23 protein-coding genes are annotated in these 18,796 nt (G+C 40.7%); 18 read left to right on the forward strand and 5 right to left on the reverse strand.

Annotated elements, in window-relative coordinates; all coding sequences use genetic code 11:
- From FA584_RS13285 to FA584_RS13295, 3 genes are all read right to left on the reverse strand, one after another.
- Positions 1–687 (reverse strand): CerR family C-terminal domain-containing protein, encoded by a 687-nt coding sequence (locus tag FA584_RS13285; protein WP_167749775.1) that lies wholly within the window; start codon positions 685–687, stop codon positions 1–3.
- 141 nt (positions 688–828) lie between these two features.
- Positions 829–1,584 carry a nitroreductase family protein gene (locus tag FA584_RS13290; RefSeq protein ID WP_167749776.1) on the reverse strand — a complete coding sequence of 252 codons (756 nt, stop codon included), beginning with the start codon at positions 1,582–1,584 and terminating at the stop codon, positions 829–831.
- Positions 1,585–1,593: 9 nt separating this feature from the next.
- Positions 1,594–1,887 (reverse strand): putative quinol monooxygenase, encoded by a 294-nt coding sequence (locus FA584_RS13295; RefSeq protein ID WP_167749777.1) that lies wholly within the window; start codon positions 1,885–1,887, stop codon positions 1,594–1,596.
- Positions 1,888–2,322: 435 nt separating this feature from the next.
- Here FA584_RS13295 and FA584_RS13300 point away from each other — a divergent pair, with 435 nt between their 5' ends.
- From FA584_RS13300 to FA584_RS13355, 12 genes are all read left to right on the forward strand, one after another.
- Positions 2,323–3,423, forward strand: a complete 1,101-nt coding sequence (locus FA584_RS13300; protein ID WP_167749778.1) for a GTP pyrophosphokinase — start codon at positions 2,323–2,325, stop codon at positions 3,421–3,423.
- Between the two features lie 10 nt (positions 3,424–3,433).
- Positions 3,434–4,036, forward strand: a complete 603-nt coding sequence (locus FA584_RS13305) for a pentapeptide repeat-containing protein (RefSeq protein WP_167750656.1) — start codon at positions 3,434–3,436, stop codon at positions 4,034–4,036.
- A 136-nt stretch (positions 4,037–4,172) separates the two neighbouring features.
- Positions 4,173–4,721, forward strand: a complete 549-nt coding sequence (locus tag FA584_RS13310) for a hypothetical protein (RefSeq protein ID WP_167749779.1) — start codon at positions 4,173–4,175, stop codon at positions 4,719–4,721.
- A 117-nt stretch (positions 4,722–4,838) separates the two neighbouring features.
- Positions 4,839–5,135, forward strand: a complete 297-nt coding sequence (locus FA584_RS13315; protein ID WP_167749780.1) for a c-type cytochrome — start codon at positions 4,839–4,841, stop codon at positions 5,133–5,135.
- 94 nt (positions 5,136–5,229) lie between these two features.
- Positions 5,230–5,889: a Crp/Fnr family transcriptional regulator gene (locus FA584_RS13320; RefSeq protein ID WP_167749781.1), complete on the forward strand. Its 660-nt coding sequence runs from the start codon at positions 5,230–5,232 to the stop codon at positions 5,887–5,889.
- A 65-nt stretch (positions 5,890–5,954) separates the two neighbouring features.
- Positions 5,955–7,232, forward strand: coding sequence for a TolC family protein (locus FA584_RS13325; RefSeq protein ID WP_167749782.1), 1,278 nt, complete (start codon positions 5,955–5,957; stop codon positions 7,230–7,232).
- Entirely contained in the window at positions 7,229–8,377 is a 1,149-nt protein-coding gene (locus FA584_RS13330) for an efflux RND transporter periplasmic adaptor subunit (protein ID WP_167749783.1), read from the forward strand. The genes FA584_RS13325 and FA584_RS13330 overlap by 4 nt, the downstream gene beginning before the upstream one ends.
- A complete protein-coding gene (locus FA584_RS13335; RefSeq protein ID WP_167749784.1) occupies positions 8,374–9,510 on the forward strand; it encodes an ABC transporter permease in 1,137 nt (378 codons plus the stop codon). The genes FA584_RS13330 and FA584_RS13335 overlap by 4 nt, the downstream gene beginning before the upstream one ends.
- A 4-nt stretch (positions 9,511–9,514) precedes the next feature.
- Positions 9,515–10,216 (forward strand): ABC transporter ATP-binding protein, encoded by a 702-nt coding sequence (locus FA584_RS13340; RefSeq protein WP_096047622.1) that lies wholly within the window; start codon positions 9,515–9,517, stop codon positions 10,214–10,216.
- Between the two features lie 153 nt (positions 10,217–10,369).
- The gene (locus tag FA584_RS13345) at positions 10,370–11,050 is read left to right on the forward strand and encodes a tRNA-uridine aminocarboxypropyltransferase (RefSeq protein WP_096047623.1); all 681 of its coding nucleotides are present in this window, start codon (positions 10,370–10,372) and stop codon (positions 11,048–11,050) included.
- Positions 11,051–11,075: 25 nt separating this feature from the next.
- Entirely contained in the window at positions 11,076–12,161 is a 1,086-nt protein-coding gene (locus FA584_RS13350) for a glycoside hydrolase family 3 N-terminal domain-containing protein (RefSeq protein ID WP_228448024.1), read from the forward strand.
- Between the two features lie 26 nt (positions 12,162–12,187).
- A complete protein-coding gene (locus tag FA584_RS13355; RefSeq protein ID WP_167749785.1) occupies positions 12,188–13,663 on the forward strand; it encodes an amidohydrolase family protein in 1,476 nt (491 codons plus the stop codon).
- Positions 13,664–13,724: 61 nt separating this feature from the next.
- Here FA584_RS13355 and FA584_RS13360 read toward each other — a convergent pair whose 3' ends face one another.
- Positions 13,725–14,354 (reverse strand): LysE family translocator, encoded by a 630-nt coding sequence (locus tag FA584_RS13360; protein WP_167749786.1) that lies wholly within the window; start codon positions 14,352–14,354, stop codon positions 13,725–13,727.
- Between the two features lie 132 nt (positions 14,355–14,486).
- On the opposite strand from FA584_RS13360, the gene FA584_RS13365 reads away from it, so the two are divergent.
- A complete protein-coding gene (locus tag FA584_RS13365) occupies positions 14,487–15,152 on the forward strand; it encodes a nitroreductase (RefSeq protein ID WP_167749787.1) in 666 nt (221 codons plus the stop codon).
- Here FA584_RS13365 and FA584_RS13370 read toward each other — a convergent pair.
- Positions 15,136–15,705: a GNAT family acetyltransferase gene (locus tag FA584_RS13370; protein ID WP_167749788.1), complete on the reverse strand. Its 570-nt coding sequence runs from the start codon at positions 15,703–15,705 to the stop codon at positions 15,136–15,138. The two genes, FA584_RS13365 and FA584_RS13370, sit on opposite strands and share 17 nt — an antisense overlap.
- A 53-nt stretch (positions 15,706–15,758) precedes the next feature.
- Between FA584_RS13370 and FA584_RS13375 the strand changes: the two genes are divergently transcribed.
- From FA584_RS13375 to FA584_RS13395, 5 genes are all read left to right on the forward strand, one after another.
- Positions 15,759–16,310 carry a GNAT family N-acetyltransferase gene (locus FA584_RS13375; RefSeq protein ID WP_228448026.1) on the forward strand — a complete coding sequence of 184 codons (552 nt, stop codon included), beginning with the start codon at positions 15,759–15,761 and terminating at the stop codon, positions 16,308–16,310.
- Between the two features lie 100 nt (positions 16,311–16,410).
- Positions 16,411–16,914: an NADPH-dependent FMN reductase gene (locus FA584_RS13380; protein ID WP_096047629.1), complete on the forward strand. Its 504-nt coding sequence runs from the start codon at positions 16,411–16,413 to the stop codon at positions 16,912–16,914.
- Between the two features lie 142 nt (positions 16,915–17,056).
- Positions 17,057–17,494: a MarR family winged helix-turn-helix transcriptional regulator gene (locus FA584_RS13385; RefSeq protein WP_167749789.1), complete on the forward strand. Its 438-nt coding sequence runs from the start codon at positions 17,057–17,059 to the stop codon at positions 17,492–17,494.
- Positions 17,488–18,198 carry an SDR family NAD(P)-dependent oxidoreductase gene (locus FA584_RS13390; protein WP_167749790.1) on the forward strand — a complete coding sequence of 237 codons (711 nt, stop codon included), beginning with the start codon at positions 17,488–17,490 and terminating at the stop codon, positions 18,196–18,198. The genes FA584_RS13385 and FA584_RS13390 overlap by 7 nt, the downstream gene beginning before the upstream one ends.
- A gap of 117 nt (positions 18,199–18,315) precedes the next feature.
- Positions 18,316–18,771: a hypothetical protein gene (locus FA584_RS13395; RefSeq protein WP_167749791.1), complete on the forward strand. Its 456-nt coding sequence runs from the start codon at positions 18,316–18,318 to the stop codon at positions 18,769–18,771.
- The last annotated feature ends 25 nt before the right edge of the window (positions 18,772–18,796 follow it).

Raw genomic sequence — 18,796 nt, forward strand, 5'->3', positions numbered from 1 at the left:
CTATTTCCTTTGTCTGCTCAACTCTTGTAAGACATACTCTGTATTTTCTAAAATTGTACGAATAATAATTTCCATGTTTGTATCCACATCTTCCCCTAAAAAAGGGATACGCTGTGAAATGGTACTTTGTTGAACACTAAATACGATGATCGAGCCAAGAAGGGCATGAGTGCGTGCTTTTACTTCGATGGTAGCACTATCTTGGTGCATGATATGCGCCACCAAGCTATCTAATGTATTCAGCATTGGCTCAAGTCCCTTGGTGTAGAGAAGCTCAAAACCATTGGAAGGTGTCATCTGCTCACGTATTAAAATACGATGCAGATAATTATTGGTTTTCAGTTTACCAAGTATCGTTCGAGCCAATGTTTCGATAAGATATTTTACCCACATTATATAAAATGCATCAGAAGGTATTGATGTTTTGAGCGCTGTTTCATAGGCAAGTGTAAACGCACTGTATTTTTCAGCCATGAGTTCTGTAATGTTGGTCACAACAGCAAGATACAATGCTTCTTTACTTCCATAATAATAGTGAATTGAAGCAATATTGACCCCTGCTTCTTTGGCAGGCTCTCGGATAGAAACATCTTCTGGAGAACGCTCTCCAAAAAGACGATAAGCCGTTTCTAAGATCTTTGCTTTGGATTGGTTGATTGTTTTTGCTTTGCTAGGAATCTTGAACACTGTCTTCCTTTATGAAATATATGGGTCAAATGCTATCACAAAACAGATGTTTATGTCAAACGTTTGTTTTAATTTTAATGGTGACTCTTTACATGTAAAAGAAGAGAAAAGGAATGCCTTGGCATTCCTCTGTTTGAAAGGCTATTCATCCTTAAACGCAAACCCTTGTGCCATTAAAACTTTACCTGTCTTTCGGTAGTAAATACTCGAATACGCATTTGAGGTAATCTCTGCGTAAGTAGGCATTGAACCGCTTCCTGTCGCATCTCTGAAAACTTTAAAGGTCTTATTATATTCCAATACCCCTTTTTTCACTTTTTCACTATCGTAGGTATCTTGCATTGCGAAGCTCTCAAGTGCAACACGTGGTTTCAAAGGAGCATTTTTGGCTTCTTTGGTTGGAACACCGATGGTACACCCTACCGCTAAGAACGTTTTGGGAGGAAGGTTGAAAAGTTTTATCATCGTGTCAGAATTTTCACGCACCGCACCAATCGATGTCGTGCCATACCCCAATGCTTCAGCAGCGACTTGAAGCTGAATAAGCATAATGCCCGCATCCACAGCCCCAACCATAATGCCCTCTGCACTCTGCTCAATGACATGTTTTTTGCCCATACTCTCAGTAATCATATTGGTGCGATTAAAGTCGATGACAATGCCGACAAAAACATCGGCTGTGGCAATGTGCGCTTGATGGTTGCACAACTCGGAAATCTCTTTGAGCTTGGCTTTATCACGTGTGTAAACAAGGCTTATTTGTTGCGCGTTAATGGAAGTTGGAGCACGTTGCGCTGTTTTAAAGATCAGCGCTAAGTTCTCATCGCTGATCACTTCACCGGTGAATTGACGGATTGATTTTCGATTTTGCAGTTGTTTGATGGTTGGATTTTCCATGGTTTTTTCCTATAAAATTTTTTCTAATTTTTGGAGCGTCATACTCTCAACCCGCTCACCCATAAAGGCTTTGTAAGCAGTAAAATGCGCTTTTTCCATATGCTCCGCCAAAAGCGTTTCATTCTCCCACGTCTCTATAAAAACATAGGTATTTTTTTTCTCTCTGTCTTTGTGAACATCGTATTGTAAACAGCCCTTATCGTTTTGATGGGTTGCCTGATGCAAAGCCGTTAAAGCTTCTAGCACACCCTCATTTTTGCCATCTTTTAAAACGACTGTTGCAATTAAAACGATTTTTTTCATAGGTTCTCTTTTAGATTAAGTTCTTACTGAAGTATAAGAATCATGTACTTAAGTTACCCTTACAGTATTTTTATAATGTAAAGGAAAAAATAAGACAAAATTGATTTGTGGAATATTTGTTTGTGGAAAGAAGAAGTTTACATGTAAAGCATTATGGCAAGAGGGACGATTAACGCTCCCTCTTGCATGATACGCTAAGAACTAAGCTTTTTTCGCTTTTTTCTCTTCGCGTTTCTCTTTTAACGACTTTTCGGGTTTCTTTTTGACTTCTTTTTTCATATCTTTACTTTTTGCCATGCTCTCTCCTTTTTTGAAGTTGGTTACTACTTCTGAATTGTATAAGAGTTGGGCTTAAAGTAGACACTCCCTTCTTGCTTACGATCTTAAGCTCGCATACTATAAAATAATTCTATTTATCGCGGACAAGGAAGCATTTTGGAAAATAACAAACACCATCTCATCGCCGAATATGAAAAAGAGCTCAAGCAATATGAGAATTTTAGTGACAAAATGGATATTTTACTCAAAGAACTCCTCGACCAAGAGAAAATTTCCTATCACTCCATTGAAAACAGAGTCAAAGAAAAAAGCAGTTTAGCTAAAAAAATTGATGGTAAAAACAAGTACCAAAACTTGGACGAGATCACCGATATTGTGGGCTGTCGCATCATCAGTTACTTTGAAATCGATGTGGAGAAGATTGTCAATCTTATCTTTAAAGAGTTCAAAATAGACGAAGTCAATTCCATCGACAAAAAGAAAATTCTTGACCCTGATCGCTTCGGCTACCTCTCGTATCACATCATCTGCTCCATCAACGATGAAAGGGCGCAGCTTCGAGAGTATAAAAACTACAAAAAGCTCAAATTTGAGATCCAAGTGCGAACCATTCTCCAACATGCGTGGGCGGAAATAGAACACGACATCGGCTACAAGTCCAACATCGCTGTTCCAAGGGAGTTTCGCCGAAAATTCTCACGCATTGCAAGCATCCTTGAAATTGCCGACGATGAATTTAGCAGGCTCAAACTTGACATCCACAACTATGTTGAAACCATCTCCAAACAAGGCTTTGAAAACATCGATATTAACGCCGAAAGTCTCAAACTTTTCATCGAGCAATCGTATGACTTGGAAGAAATCGAAGCTTACATTATCGAAAAACTAGAACTCAAAACAGTTGCTTTTTCAGAACAGATGCAGTCTGCCAATATCAGCCTTTTTTTGAACATTATCAATACATTTACGACATTTAAAGAGATATTGGAGATTCAAAACTCTCTTCAAAAACACAAAGAGCTGATTAAAAAATTCATCGTCAAATGGGCACACGTGAGAGGAAAATTGCTGGAACGTTTTCGTGAAAATTTTGAGCAAAAAGATGGGTTTATCATAGGCTATGCTCTCATGATCGAATTTTTGGAAACCAATCACAAAGAGGGACTTGGAGCATTTTTCCCAAGCCTTTCAGCGCCTGAGAAAGCTGAAGCCGTGGCATTGGCGGTGAAAATTTACCGAGAAATCACGAGCAATTAAGCTGTACATGATGACTTCTTTACCTATCACGGACAAAATGGACGTATTTGCAGAAAATTTCACAGGTGTTAATCTGCACAAACAAAAGATCACCAAAGCGGAGTTTGACGACTGCACCTTTGTTTCCTGCGATTTTAGTCAAACCTTTTTCGCTTCATGTCGGTTTATCGGCTGTCATTTTGAAAACTGTAATCTTAGTCTTATGAAACTCACCGACACCAAAATGAACGCTGTTGAATTTTCCTCATGCAAAATGATCGGGATTGATTGGACGATGGCAAACTGGGAGAGTCTTTTAAGTCCTGAACCACTGCATTTTCGTGACTGCCTTCTGGGTGATAGCAATTTTTTTGGCTTAACCTTGAACGGACTTGTGATGAGCGAATGTCGTATCACCGAAGCCGACTTTCAAAACGCAAAACTTGAAAAAGCAGACTTTCGAGGCTCTGACCTCAAAGGCTCACTCTTTGGCAACACTCACCTGGAATACGCCAACTTCACAGATGCAAGTAACACGACGATTGATCTGCGCACCAACCACCTCAAAGGAGCTATTTTTAGCCGATTTGAGGCACTTCAACTGCTTGAATTAATGGGGATTGTGTTGGTGTGATAGAGGGTGAAAATCTTTACATGTAAAGATTTGAATTAAAATAAAACATAGCGCCTTCCCTTTATCTTTTTAACTTGTTTTATCAAAATGCATTTGTTATAATAAAAATATAACGTAATTTGATGGAGAAACAAGTATGCAAAAAATTTTAGTCTCACTTTTATTAGGTTTTTTCTGTAATGCAATCGCATTAGACTCTATCAGTTCAATGCCAACGGAACAAAAAAATGTTATTGACTCTGTCATTAAAGCACTTAATTTACCCAGCAATGAAAGTACAAAAAAAATCATCTATGACAAGTTAAATGACTTTTTTGTTCAAAATTGGTCAGCCCATTGGACAACGAACTCTACTGGAAGCACTACCAAAATAAAAAATAGCGATACTCAAATTTGTGACGTAACAATTTATAATAATAACCGAGCTGTTAATTGCACGTTTGTTTATTTCAAAAATGAAAAACAACTTTTTGTTACATTAAAACAATACGTTGAATCTGATTCAAACACAGTTATGAAAATATACAATGAAGCTAAATCCAATCCAAAATATGAAATTCAAAATGAAACAGATAATTATGCCTATTTTAAAGAAAAAGGCTATATGTTCTATGATACATTTCATATCAAATCACCTACAGGAATGGTTATTTACGAAAGTTCATATTTCTTCGATATAAAATAGGAAAAGTTGGCTCTTCTCCTACTTTTTTTTAATGCTTCATTTGTTGATATTCGTCAAGGACATAGCGTGTAATTTATTATATATTTCTAATACAATTCACGTAAAAAGGTTACGATTATGAACAAAATTCTTTTAAGCTTATTCGTTGCTTCCGCATCAACTTTATTTGCCGTTGATGGTGCTGAAATTTATAAAGCTAAGTGTTTCTCTTGTCATGGAGAAAAAGCATCCAAGGCAGCATTGAACAAATCTCAGATTATTGCTGGATGGGATGCAGATAAAATCATCACTTCTGTCAATGGCTATAAAAATGGCGCAGGTGGTGCAATGAAAAATGTTATGAAGCCTATCGCTTCAGGGTTAAATGACGATGATTTAAAAGCCGTAGCTACGACTATCGCTTCTTTTAAATAATTGTCAATTTGGATATTAAAAGAGAAGGCAATCAATATTCCTTCTCTTTATCTATACATACTCTCAACTATTCTCTTTCAAAAAAAAATATGAAATGCTAAAAATTGAAAATCTTCCTTACTTCTCCCATCTAAACCATCATGAAATTGAAAAAATAAAGAAATTTTGCACACTCAAAAAATATATATCTGACGAAATACTCTTTTACGAAGGTGAAACTCCAAAATATCTTTATATCCTTTTAAAAGGTACACTCAAAGTGTATCAAACAACAGCCAAATCCAACCATATTTTCATTCTTTTTTTCACACAACCAGGTGAGATAATCGGAGAATTTGCTCTCTATGCTGACAGTCCTTATCCTAATACTGCGCAATTTGTAACCGAAGGAGAAGTGCTTAAAATAAATTTTTTTCCTATTCAAAAAGAAGTGCTAAATAATCCTATATTAAATCTTCATATCATCCAATCTCTCATAAAAAAACAGAGAGCTTTTTTAAATCTCATCCATAATGAAATTAGTATTAATACAGAAGCGAAAGTTATAAAATTTTTACTCGATAATGAGCAGCTTGTTCAAACACTCAAACAAATTGAAATAGCCGCTATCCTCAATACTACTCCTGAAACACTCTCACGAATGCTTTCAAAATTGAAATCTTTAGGATTTATCCATATTGATAAAAAGCACACCTTAACTTTACAAAAAAAAGAAGCTCTTCAAACCTATTATCGTACCATTATGCAAAATTGATTCATATCAAGTCAAGGATAAATGGCATGGGGTACAATGCTTTAGATTAAAAGAAAGGAGCGCTTATGATGACACTACTACGAACCGTTATTTTCATCCTTTTAGCACTGCAAACACTGTTTGCAAAAACACTTTCATTGCAAGAAGCTATTGACGCTACACTCTTATCGCACCCTGATGCTAAACTCGCGCTGTATCAATTAAATATGGCTTATGAAACGCTAGGCATCACCAAAGCGGCCACGTATCCAGAGCTGAGCGCTAATGCAGAATATTATCCTACAAAAACACTCGTTTCGCAAAATAATGGCAGTTTTGTAACACGAGATCATTTCTCAACGCATTTAGATGTGACGATGACTTATACATTATGGGATTTTGGACGTACGCAAAAACGCATTGATGCGGCACAGCAAGATACAGAGTCTGCCGTAGCGCTGAATGAAAATGCCAAAGCATTGCTGGGTGAAAAAGTCTGGCAAGCGTACTATTCATTAGCATACTTGCAACGTGTGAACACCGCCAATACCCTCTCCCTTGCCTTTTACCAAGCACTGTACGATCAATCGCGTCAAATGAAAAATGTAGGCTTGAAAACCGAAGCCGATAGCGAACGCTTTTATGCTTCTTTGCTGGACGCCAAAGATATATTGGAAACCAGTCGCAATGAAGAACGCAAATACATCCATTTACTGAGTGTCTTAACAGGTCTTTTGGAACAAGACATTAAAATTGAAGATGACTTTACGGCACTTTCGCACACCACTTTACCTTCTTTTCCTGATACCCAATGGCGTTCAATGCTCAAAGAACATAACGCGGAGCTGGAAGCATTGGGCGCTAAAATCAAACAAAGTCACGCATTATACGAGTCATCCAAAGCAGAAAGCTATGGCACCATCATTTCCGCGGGTTCTATAGGCAGCGATACCTCCATCTCTTCTTATTCAAGCAATCAAATTGGCATCAAAGCCTCCATTCCCCTTCTAACAGGAGGAAGAATTTCGCATCAAATTGAAAAAGACAGAGTTGGTATCTTGGTCTCAGAAGAGGCACTGCGAGCGCGTGAATTAACACTGTGGCAAGAGTTGTATGAAGCTATTTTAGATACCAAACGCTTGGATGCGACCATTGAAGCCAAATACATGGCAGCACGTTCTCTCGCCAAAACCGTTGCCATTACCCAAGGTCGTTATAAAGAGGGATTAGCCACCTACATTGAAGTGCTTGAAGCTCAACGCGCTTACGACAATGCTACCATTGCGCAAAGTGCTGCTATGTTACAAAAAATAGCCTCTTTAGCACATATCAAAAGACTTATTCCTAAAGGAGTTTCCCTATGAACAGGGCATCTATGATGAAAAATATATTGATTTTAGTCGTAATAATGGCTATCGGAAGCTTTTTTTATTTCAAAGTATATCTGCCGAAGATCACCTTTGCTTCGATCTCACCCATCATCCAAGATGTCAATGAAACAGCTTTTGGAGTCGGAACGGTTGAAGCAAAAGAGACGATTGTATTAGCGCCTAAAACAACGGCTAAAGTGCTCTCATTGTTTGCCGATCAAGGTGAAACGGTGACAAAAGGAAAACTTCTAGCGATAATGGACCCTTCGGATCTGCTCGCATCCAAAGAAGAGGCTTCGATGGCAATGAAAAAGAGTCAAATGTCGCTTTTTTCGCAACAAAGTCTTCTGAAAGAGTTAGAAGCCAAATATCATTTAGCCTACACGACACTGACACGTTACCAACACCTTATCTCAGAAGGATTTGTGGCACAAGCTGAGTTAGATGCGGCATTTTCAGCCGAACAAAGTGCTAAGGCTCAAGTGGAAAATGCAACGTGGCAAGTGAACCTTATGCAGGCCGATATCACACGAAATGAAGCTCTTGTGAAAAGCAGTAACGCCAAAATTGAGGATCTTGCGCTCAAAGCTCCGGAGAATATGGTGGTTCTTTCGCGTGATGCTGAAGTGGGAAGCACGGTTCTTGCGGGCTCGCCTGTATTTCGACTGATCAATCCATCTTCTATTTGGGTTAAAATCTATATCAATGAACGCCAAAGCGGCGCTTTACATGTAAATGAGTCTGCATCCATTACCTTGCGTTCTCATCCTTCAACGCCCTATAGTGGGCATATTGCTCGCATTGGACTGGAGAGTGATAGAACCACCGAAGAGAGAGAAGTCGACATTGCGTTTGACCAGCCACAGCAACCTCTTTACGTGGGAGAACGCGCGGAAGCTACAATTTCACTGGCGCAGCATACACATGCGTTAACGCTTCCGCTCTTAACACTAACAACGCACCAAGGTATCAAAGGTGTTTGGCTTGCCAAGCAAGGGCATGCGCATTTTCAACCACTAACGTTTCACTCTATCAGTGCCGATGGGCTTATGATTGTCAAGGAAGGCATAACAGATAAAGACACCATTCTTATACCCGCAGGGCGCGATATCACTGAGGGTATGCGGATTCGCTTATGATCAGTTTAGCACAACGAGACATTGCCCATTCTCTGGGTAAATTTCTCACAACATCTGCTGGCATTGGGATGCTTTTAGGGGTTGTTTTAATTATGATTGGGGTGTATCGAGGATTGGTGGATGATGCCAATATTTTGCTCAAAGATACCCAAGCCAATTTATGGATTGTGCAGCAAGACACTCTAGGACCTTTTGCTGAGAATTCACGTCTACATGAAGATATGAAATACCAAATGAAAGTCTTTGCGGGAGTCAAAGATGTTTCAGCGATCACCTTTCAAAATCTTCAACTCTATCGCAACAATCAGCCTATCAGAGTTTTTGCTATGGGGTACGATGTTGGCTCTTTTTACATGCCTCATCTTCTCATAGAAGGAAGACCGATTCTTGCAAATCATTTTGAAATGATTGTTGATAAAAAAACAGGATTTAAACTGCATGATGAGATTGTGATTGGAAGAGATATATTTCACGTTGTGGGCATCACCGAAGATGCAGTCTCTTCCAGCGGCGATTTGATGGTCTATTTTTCGCTTCCCGATGCACAAAAACTCCAATTTTTATCGAGCAATGAACAAATTCGCAATGACCGTGCCAGAGGCAATAAAGCAACCGACACCACAACCATCAATGCGATCATTGCGACCGTGGAAGAAGGAGCTGATCTGAAAGCCATTGCGCAAGAAATCGAACGATGGAAACACGTTAAGGTGTTTACCCAAGAAGAACAATCCTCGCTCCTCACCAAAAACCTCATCGAACGCTCTGCCAAGCAGATCGGTATGTTTACCGTTATTTTATTGCTCGTAGCTTCCGTGATTATCTCGCTCATTATTTACACCATGACCATGGGCAAACTCAAAGAAATCGCCATTTTGAAGCTCATCGGTGCTTCAAATGCGGTGATTATTAAGATGATTGTGCAACAATCGGTTCTTTTAGGCATCTTATCATTCATCGCAGGAACTATTTTCTCACACAGCTTGATGGATTTATTTCCCAAACGTACTATTTTGATGAGTGCTGATGCATTCAGTCTTTTGGTGATTGTCATCATCGTAAGTATCCTAGGTTCCCTTTTTGGCGTGCGCTCCGCACTCAAAATCGATCCTGCTAGCGCCATTGGAGGCTAAGAAAATGCCATCATCACATTCAAGTGTCATTAAAGTAGAACAACTTTCAAAAACTTATGGAAAAGGCGAAAATGCTGTCAAGGCGATTAAAGCGTGTTCGTTTGAAATTTTCAGAGGAGAAACCGTTGCGCTTTTGGGACCAAGTGGGTCGGGAAAGACAACACTCATCACCATGATAGGATGCATCACAGAACCCACGCAAGGGAAGTTATATCTAGATGGTGAACTGATTTTTGATCAACAGTGGTGCATCAACGATACACGGAAATTGCGACGTCAAAAAATCGGCTTTATCTTTCAATCGCACAATCTCATTCCCTTTTTAAATGTCGAAGAGAACATAACGCTCGTTCCACTGATGAACAAAACCAATCCCAAAGAAGCGACACTAAAGGCACAAGAACTGTTGGAGTATTTGGGTGTGGGGAACAAACTCACCGCTATGCCTTCACAACTTTCAGGAGGGCAAAGCCAAAGAGTCGCCATCGCAAGGTCATTAGCCAATAACCCAAAAATTATTTTAGCCGATGAACCAACAGCCGCTTTGGACGGCGAACGTGCTCTCTCGGTCATGCAGTTACTTAAAAAGCTTGCCATCGAACAAGACGTTGCCATCTTGGTCGTCACGCATGATGAACGAATGATTCCGTTATTTGACAGAATTATTCGTGTTAATGATGGATTTGTGATAGAAGAGACTCAGTAAATGTCATAATATTTTTTGACTCTATGCTCTTTTGATCATTTTTTTATTTTACATGTAAAAAATGTTTATAACTTTAATATTGGGTGACTGAACTTTATATTTACTAAGCTTTTCCTATATTCTAGTATAATCCCCATTATTTTAAGGGAATCCATGCAGACGATTTACGGCGATAGAGCAAAATGTTACAGCTGTTACAGACCCAAAAGCTCGTGCATGTGTAGTTCTATTCGACCCATAGAAACACAGACAAGATTCATCGTTTTGATGCACCCCAAAGAGTTTAAAAAAACTAAAAACGGTACGGGGCATTTGACGCATCTTTCCTTACCAAACTCTGAGCTTTTTATGGGCATCGATTTTAGTGACAATGCACGTATTAACGAAATTATCGCAACGCATGAGAGTTTTATTCTCTACCCTTCCAAGCATGCTATCAACCTCAGTCATCATAATCCTCTGGCTGAAAAATCTTTACATGTAAAGAAGAGGATGGCGATTTTCCTCATTGATTCAACATGGGCGTGTTCGCTGAAAATGATGCGTGAGAGTAAAAATTTACACGCGCTTTCGCACATCAGTTTTGACGCGACTAAACGTTCGGAGTTTAAAATCAAAGAGCAACCCTTGGAATATTGCCTCTCGACTATTGAGTCAACACTCACGGTGTTAGAACTACTGAACCAGTGGCAGATCGAAACGATAGCGCAAGAAAAATTAGAAACGTTTCTCACTCCTTTTCACGCGATGATTGACTATCAACTCCATTGCATCCAAAATCCTCTGCATCAAGCCGTGAGATTCAAGCCCAAGAAAATTTTAACTGCGCTATAATTTTTAAAAAATAGAAGGATATTTTTTGCACAAAATTATTCCCTTTTTTATGGTTTTACTACTCAGTACACTCCCTCTTCAAGCGATGCCAGACGATGCTATTTTAAAAAAGATGATAGGGCGAATGCTCGTTGTTGGCTTTGATGACGCAACCATTGACGCGCAAAGTACCATCGTCAAAGAGCTGCAAAACTATGAACTGGGTGGGGTTATTTTATTTGACAGATTTTACCGAGACAGAGAACGTACAAAAAACATTAGCTCTCCTGCACAGCTGAGAGAACTCACCAAACAACTTAAACATTACGCCACAAAACCGCTTCTCATCTCCATCGACCAAGAGGGTGGCAGGGTTGCAAGACTCAAAGCGCGTGATGGCTTTAAAGAGACTCCTTCAGCATTTGCACTTTCTAAAATGTCGCTCGAACAGACCAAAGAGGTTTATACACATATGGCAGAAATGCTCAAAGAGCATGGTATCAACTGTGATTTTGGACCGGTGGTGGATTTGGCGTTGAACCCAGAAAACAGAGTCATCTATAAACTAGAACGCTCATACGGAAAAGAGAGTGAAACGGTTGCCCAATATGCCACTGTGTTTATTGATGCGCTAAGGGGAAAGGGCGTTATCAGCGTGCTCAAACATTTTCCAGGGCATGGCTCTTCCTTAGGTGACTCGCACGAAGGTTTTGTTGATGTGACCCAAACATGGAGCGAAAAAGAGCTAGAGCCGTACCAAAAGCTCATCGACGCGAACAGTGTCTCCATGATTATGTCCGCTCATGTCTATAACGCCAAACTTGATGACACTTACCCCGCAACACTCTCTTATGCCATCAACACTCAGCTTTTGCGTAAGAAAATGCACTACACGGGCGTGCTCATTAGCGATGATTTGCAGATGGAAGCGATTGCAAAGTATTACACGCTTAAAGACACCGTGACCTTAGCGATTAATTCGGGCATCGACATGCTTCTCTTTGGTAACCAACTTTCAAAGACGAAAACCGATGAGATCGTCGAAACCATTTTAGCACAAGTCAAAAACGGTGCTATTCCGCTTGAGCGTATCATACAAGCCAATGAACGCATTGCGAACTTAACGTTCTAAAAATAATTTTACATGTAAGGACAACCATGCACTATCTCAAACACTTAAGCCTACTACTCCTTTTGAGCTTTTTGGTAGGCTGTGCCCCCACGCCAAATCTGCCACATAGCGATGATGAGGGCGCAACCTCAGCACTGTATGAACGCTCTTTTGAGACACATGTTCCCAATGTTGCCATGCTCAACCTTTTTTTCACCCAAATGCCCAAAGGTGGCGACTTACACCACCACTATACGGGCTCTATTTATGCCGAAACCTACCTTGAATGGGTGAAAAACAAGGGGTGGTTTATTGACTCCTGTAGCTTTAAAATACTCAAAGCCAAAGGCAATGAACCCTGCAAAACGCTCAGCGTGGATGAACTCATCGCCAATGATACGCTCTATCGCAAACTGCTCATGATCTGGTCAGACAAAGACTTCGACAACCACAGCCATGAGCAACTCCCGCCCGATAGCAACTTTTTCAATACCTTTGGCTATTTTTCACCCATCTCTGACCAATATATGGATGTGGGGCTGAACATCATCAAAGAGCGCGCACTCAGCGAAAATGTCTCCTACATCGAAACCATGCTCTCACGTGTAGGTGTCAACAGTGCTGAATTTTTCAACGCCGAAGAAACCAAAAATATCAATGCCGCCCTTCGCCATGCCACCACCCAAGAAGAAGTTAACGCTCTGTTAGATCGCATCAGTACGGTTTATGCACAAAACCAAGCCTTTAGCGAAAAAGTGCACCATTTTGTTAGCGAAGTAGAACACCGTCATGAAGGTATCGACACGGAAAATTTTACGATGCGCTTTCAAACCTATGCGGTCAGAGTGCTCGAACCACTGCAAGTCTATACCGACTTGCTTGCAGGGTACAAGGCCGTTCTTAGTTCTCCGCTTATCGTGGGCGTGAACATCGTAGCACCCGAGAACAACACAGTGGCAATCAACGACTACACACTTCATATGCGCATGTTTAACTACCTCGCAAATCACTACCCACAAGTGCCTCACTCCCTTCACGCGGGAGAACTGACCATCGGTATGGTCGAGCCTAAAGAGCTTCTCTTTCACATCACCCAAGCGCGAAAAATAGCAGGAGCAGATCGCATTGGGCATGGTGTTGACATTGCCTATGAAAAAGAGTCACTCTCGCTTCTAAAAGAGCTCAAAGAGCATGCCGCCATCGAGATCAACCTCTCGAGCAATGAGTTCATCTTAGGCGTTGCAGGCAGAGAACACCCCTACTCCCTTTATGCCGCTTATGGTGTACCTATCGTTATCTCAACGGATGATTCAGGTGTCTCACGAGACAACTTGGCACATGAGTATGTCTTGCTTGCCAGCCGTTATCACCCAAGCTATACGACAATCAAAACCTATGTCTACAACAGCATCGACTATTCGTTTTTGACACCTGCGGAGAAAGCAAAAGTAAAAATGCAACTGGATAAAAAATTTGAAGTGTTTGAAAAAGAGATGAGTGCGTTAGCAAAGCATTTAAAATAGAGGTTATTTTTTAAAAGAGACAAAGCTAGAAATTTGGCTTTGTCTCTTTACATGTAAAAGCTTACCCAAACGCCAACCAGACACCCACACCGAGCATCAATGTGCCTGCAATGCGGTTCATCAGTCTGACGTTATTGCTTTTTTGCAGAAACTTACGCATCGTACTGCCGCCACTCGCGTAGATAATCAAACAAATCAATTCAAGCACTAAAATAATGGCTAAAAGTACCGACACCTGAGGAATAAGTGGTTTGCTTTGGTTGATAAAGGGCGGTAGAAGTGCGATGAAAAACGCCCACCCTTTGGGATTAGCAATGGCTGTCACGAAACCTTGTGTCGCTAAAGAGGTCGCAGAGATCGTGGCAGAACATTCGGTTTTAGAAAGTGCCATTTTGCCACGATTGAGCCAAAGTTGTAACCCCAAATAACCTAAGTAAAGTCCACCCGCGTACTTAAAAATCGTAAAAATATCAGGATGGTTGATCATAATCGCCGCAACACCAATGACCGAAGAGAGTGCGACTATCGCCACACCAACCAGTTCACCCGCCATCATGTAAAACGTGCGCTTAAGCCCAATGCTCATACCCAAACTCATCGCAAGTGTCATACACATGCCTGGAGTGACCGAGACAAAAAAGAAAGTGGGAAGAAAAAGCGCCATAATCGAAAAATCAACTGCAGAAGCCACGACAAATCCTTTAAAATAAAGAGGAATTATACCCCATGTTTTCTTTCTAAAAAAGTGTGGTTAGTTTTAAAGTATTTCATTTAATTTCAAGAAAGTTTCGTAGAATAAACAAAAACATGAAAAGGCTAACTCATGACCGTATCGGAAGCACTTAAAATGCGAAAATCCACACGCGCTTTTTTACCCAAAGAGGTTTCACCAACACTCATCGAAGCGATTTTAAACGATGCCAAACACGCACCCTCAGGTGTCAACATGCAACCGTGGCATGTGTGTGTGCTCAGTGGAGAAAAAAAACGCACGCTGGAAACCAAAGTCATCGAAGCCTTTGAACATGGGCACACCGAGGTTATGGACTACGCTTACTATCCGTCCACATGGGAAGAGCCTTATAAAAGCAGGCGTAAAGAGACAGGGCTTTTGATGTACTCTACACTGGGCATTAGCAAAGAAGACAAAGAGAGACAAAAAGAGCAATGGAAGCTCAATTACCGCGCATTTGACGCTCCTGCTGTGCTTTACTTTTTTATCGATGCGCGTTTGGAAAAAGGCTCGTACCTCGACTATGGTATGTTTTTGCAGTCCATTATGCTAAGTGCCACCGAAAAAGGGTTAGCCACCTGTCCCCAAGCCGCTTTGGCTGAATTTCCAAGCATTGTGAAACACGAGCTTGACACCCCAGAAAACATGCTTCTGCTCTGCGGTATGGCATTGGGCTATGAAGATACAAGCGCCCTCATCAACAGCTACCGAACACCTCGCATTAGCTTTGAGGAGTTTGTCACCTTTTATTCGTGAGCGCTTTGGCTGTGTCGTAAACCAGTTCATAATAGTGATTGTTATTGAACGAAAACTCTTGGATCACTTCGAGTCCAATTTTTTTCGTGTGCGCTGCGTAGGAGCGCGTGTTGATTTTGTTAATAAACGTCACTAAAATGGGGTACTTTTTTGCCATCTGTTCCCTTGCAAAATCAAAGATCGCTTCAAGCACACCACTGCCTCGCATGCTTTTATCGACGCAAACAGGTCCATATTGGTAAGAGTTTTCAGGCGTTATTTTTTGCCCTAAATATTCAAGATTTACTAAGTCATCCATCATGTATGCAAAAATCGGCCATGAGGCTAAAAACTGCCACGAAGCAGACATCACGTACGCCACGACTTCGCTCTCATGAATGGCGATGAAAAGCCCCTGCTCTTCGTTGATGAGTTTAGTGAGCTCCGCTTTAGTGAGAGCGGTGGTGACGAAACCATCTTTTTTATCTTCTTCTTGAATTGTACTGATCTGATACTTCGCGTGAAGCTTTAAAACGTTGTCGATGTCACTGAGTTCGGCTATTTTGAGCTGCATATCTTCTCCTTATTATCTCTCCATCATGGGCATGAGTATAACGCAAAGCGTCCTTGGACACAATCCAAAAATTGCTTTCTTTTGAAGAGACGCCACTGAAAAAATCTTTACATGTAAAATGCTACAATAGGCGTATGAAAATCACGATTACCCCTTACACAGACGAGAATGCTACGGAAGTAACTGACCTGCATCATGCGTCCATACATGCGATTGACCCAACGATTTATTCACGCGAACAGCAAGAAGCATGGGCACACACACCACCCAATTATCTGTATTGGGCAAAAAGACTCGCCCTTAAAAAACCGTTTTTGGCGATGGTGGAAGGACACATTGCCGGCTTTATAGAGCTTGAGGCCGATGGGCACATCGACTGTGCGTACACGCATCCTTTCTTTCAACAGTGCGGTGTGATGGCAAAACTGTATGACCATATCGAATCACTCGCGCATCAAAATACAATGCCTCGCCTTTATGTGGAAGCTTCCAAGCTTATCAAACCTTTTTTTGAAAAACGAGGTTTTACAACACTCCAACGCAATGAAATCAAGCGAAATGGGCAGATACTGGTAAACTATTCAATGGAAAAAACGCTAAACTGAATCTTTACATGTAAATTCGTTCTAACCTTATTTTTTCTTGACCCTCTTACTTCTTCGTAATATAATAATCCCAACGCTATTATCTAAAAAAGGATGAATTATGTATTTAATATTGGTTGCAAGTCTCAATGAAAATATGAAGTTAGCCCACACCATTGAAAAAAGCCTAGAAACGATGGGAATTCAAAGTCAAATCATCAATTTAGTCGATCTTGACATAACGCTTTACGATAGCGCAAAAGAGCTCAACGATGGCATTCCAAGCAAGATCGTTGCACTCTCAGAACAGATGAAAAACGCCTCAGGGTACATCATTGTATCGCCCGAGTACAACTACTCCATTCCACCGTCCCTCACCAATGTCATCGCGTGGTTATCCCGAAGCGGTGAAAATTTTAGAGAACTCTTCACCCTCAAATACGTTCAACTTGCCACCCACTCAGGAAGTGGCGGCAATGACGTCTGTAATGCGATGCGTTCACAGTTCTCCAAACTCGGAGCCATCGTTGCGCCTAGAGAGATTGTAGCAACGTATGATAAAAAAGTCGAAGAAGGAAGTTTAAAGAGAATCTTGACACAGTTTGTGGGGATTTCACAAAAGTAGTAGTACTTTTAGATAGCAAAAGAAAGGGTAAATTTTTACATGTAAAGTTGCCCTTATTTTCCTATTGTTATTTCATTGACTTATCAATACTTGTCTTGACAATTAAATAGTTGCTCGTTATAATGCATCGAAAGGAGTAACCATGAACTTTGATATGGACAATTCTTTAGGATTTATTCTTAACAAAACCGCCCTCTTTTCCAAAGCGCATTTCAATAATCTTATCAAACCGTACGATATTTCGCCCGAACAGTGGTCGCTCATTTTTCGCGTTGTCGAACGAAGCGGTCTGACGCAAAAAGAGCTTTCCGATTCGACCTACAAAGATCAAGCCAATATCACGAGAAGCATCGACCGTTTGGAGCAAAAAGGATTATTGAAACGTATCGAACACCCGAGTGACCGCAGGTCTTTTCAACTGATTCCCACGCAAGAAGCGCTCACGCTTGTAGAGCAGATCGTGCCGCTTTCTCAAGCATTTAACCAACGCCTCAGCAAAGGTTTGAGTGAAGAAGAGGCACAAACGCTCATCACATTACTCAAAAAAGTGCATCATAATTTAGAAGGAGAACCATGTTAACCCATAAAACTGTTTTAATCACCGGAGCAAACGGCGGACTAGGCACCGCATTGCTCAAAGAAGCTCTAGCTCACAATGCCAAAAAAGTCTACGCATGCGTACGTGACCCACAAAAGGCCGAGGCGCTTACAACACTTGATCCACGCATTGAAGTGCTCCCGCTTGTCACCACCGATCTCTCAAGCGTTCAGCATCTCGCATCGGTTGTAGGTACCATTGATATTTTGATCAATAATGCCGGCGTTAACAGCGAAAAGCGGATTTTAGAGCCGTGCATGAGCGACTTTGAAACCAATGTTTTTGGAACACTGAACATGTGTCGTACATTTGAAACCAAAATCGCACATCAAGGCGCCATCATCAATATCAGTTCCATTTTGGCACTGGTTAATTTACCCGTCATGGGACTTTACTGTGCCTCTAAAAGCGCGCTTCATTCGACCACACAAGCCTTGCGAGCAGAGTTTGCCCTCAAACACATCGACGTTTACGAAATTTTTCCAGGACCCATGGATACCAAAATGACACAAAACCAAGTGTTCGATAAAGCCGACACCAAAGATGTCGCACAGGAAATTTGGGCAGGCTACAAAGCAAAAACATTTGAAATCTATCCCGACGCTGCCGCCAAAGGCATGAAAGAAGGACTTCTTCACGCTCCCAAAGCCATCATCGCCGAATGCGCTAAATCAATTTTAGGCTAAGTTTACATGTAAATATAACAAAAATTAAAAGTTTGGCGCAGACCCCTAAAATCTGCTAAAATCTGATGGAAGAAATTATTGAGAGTGAGTTAACAAGAAGTTAAAAGGGGATTTTTTATGTTTGATATAGCAACTATTTCAACGGCTTTAGGAAGCGTTAAAACTGCCATTGACATTACCAAACTTTTAAAAGAAAGCTCGGGAACACTCCAAAAAGCCGAAGTAGACCTCAAATTAGCGGAACTCATTAGCTCTCTTGCCGATCTTAAGATGAAAATGGCAGATATTAAAGATGCACTTATCGAAAGTGAAAACGAGAAAAAAGAACTCAAAGCGAAATTGGAATTACAAGCCAAGCTTCAATTTGAAATGCCTTACTATTGGTCAATAGAAGAAGATGGTAAAAAAGATGGACCATTTTGCCAACTCTGTTACGATAAAGAGAAAAAACTTATTCGATTACAAGATGGTAATAATGGAGAATGGAGTTGCTTAGCTTGTAGAGGTTATTTTAGAGATAAAAATTATGTAGAACCGATCTATTCAACAACATCTGATAGTGGATGGAATTAGCATTTACATGTAAGGAAAAATCCTT

This window comes from Sulfurospirillum diekertiae (assembly GCF_011769985.2).
Taxonomy (GTDB): domain Bacteria; phylum Campylobacterota; class Campylobacteria; order Campylobacterales; family Sulfurospirillaceae; genus Sulfurospirillum; species Sulfurospirillum diekertiae.

Bases quoted from the DNA above. Each gene is read 5' to 3' on its own strand.
- FA584_RS13365 (WP_167749787.1), top strand. From the start codon at position 14,487: ATGACCGTATCGGAAGCACTTAAAATGCGAAAATCCACACGCGCTTTT.
- FA584_RS13345 (WP_096047623.1), top strand. From the start codon at position 10,370: ATGCAGACGATTTACGGCGATAGAGCAAAATGTTACAGCTGTTACAGA.
- FA584_RS13305 (WP_167750656.1), top strand. From the start codon at position 3,434: ATGACTTCTTTACCTATCACGGACAAAATGGACGTATTTGCAGAAAAT.
- FA584_RS13320 (WP_167749781.1), top strand. From the start codon at position 5,230: ATGCTAAAAATTGAAAATCTTCCTTACTTCTCCCATCTAAACCATCAT.
- FA584_RS13330 (WP_167749783.1), top strand. From the start codon at position 7,229: ATGAACAGGGCATCTATGATGAAAAATATATTGATTTTAGTCGTAATA.
- FA584_RS13355 (WP_167749785.1), top strand. From the start codon at position 12,188: ATGCACTATCTCAAACACTTAAGCCTACTACTCCTTTTGAGCTTTTTG.
- FA584_RS13335 (WP_167749784.1), top strand. From the start codon at position 8,374: ATGATCAGTTTAGCACAACGAGACATTGCCCATTCTCTGGGTAAATTT.
- FA584_RS13395 (WP_167749791.1), top strand. From the start codon at position 18,316: ATGTTTGATATAGCAACTATTTCAACGGCTTTAGGAAGCGTTAAAACT.
- FA584_RS13290 (WP_167749776.1), bottom strand. From the start codon at position 1,584: ATGGAAAATCCAACCATCAAACAACTGCAAAATCGAAAATCAATCCGT.
- FA584_RS13370 (WP_167749788.1), bottom strand. From the start codon at position 15,705: ATGCAGCTCAAAATAGCCGAACTCAGTGACATCGACAACGTTTTAAAG.
- FA584_RS13340 (WP_096047622.1), top strand. From the start codon at position 9,515: ATGCCATCATCACATTCAAGTGTCATTAAAGTAGAACAACTTTCAAAA.
- FA584_RS13325 (WP_167749782.1), top strand. From the start codon at position 5,955: ATGATGACACTACTACGAACCGTTATTTTCATCCTTTTAGCACTGCAA.
- FA584_RS13295 (WP_167749777.1), bottom strand. From the start codon at position 1,887: ATGAAAAAAATCGTTTTAATTGCAACAGTCGTTTTAAAAGATGGCAAA.
- FA584_RS13310 (WP_167749779.1), top strand. From the start codon at position 4,173: ATGCAAAAAATTTTAGTCTCACTTTTATTAGGTTTTTTCTGTAATGCA.
- FA584_RS13390 (WP_167749790.1), top strand. From the start codon at position 17,488: ATGTTAACCCATAAAACTGTTTTAATCACCGGAGCAAACGGCGGACTA.
- FA584_RS13380 (WP_096047629.1), top strand. From the start codon at position 16,411: ATGTATTTAATATTGGTTGCAAGTCTCAATGAAAATATGAAGTTAGCC.
- FA584_RS13315 (WP_167749780.1), top strand. From the start codon at position 4,839: ATGAACAAAATTCTTTTAAGCTTATTCGTTGCTTCCGCATCAACTTTA.
- FA584_RS13385 (WP_167749789.1), top strand. From the start codon at position 17,057: ATGAACTTTGATATGGACAATTCTTTAGGATTTATTCTTAACAAAACC.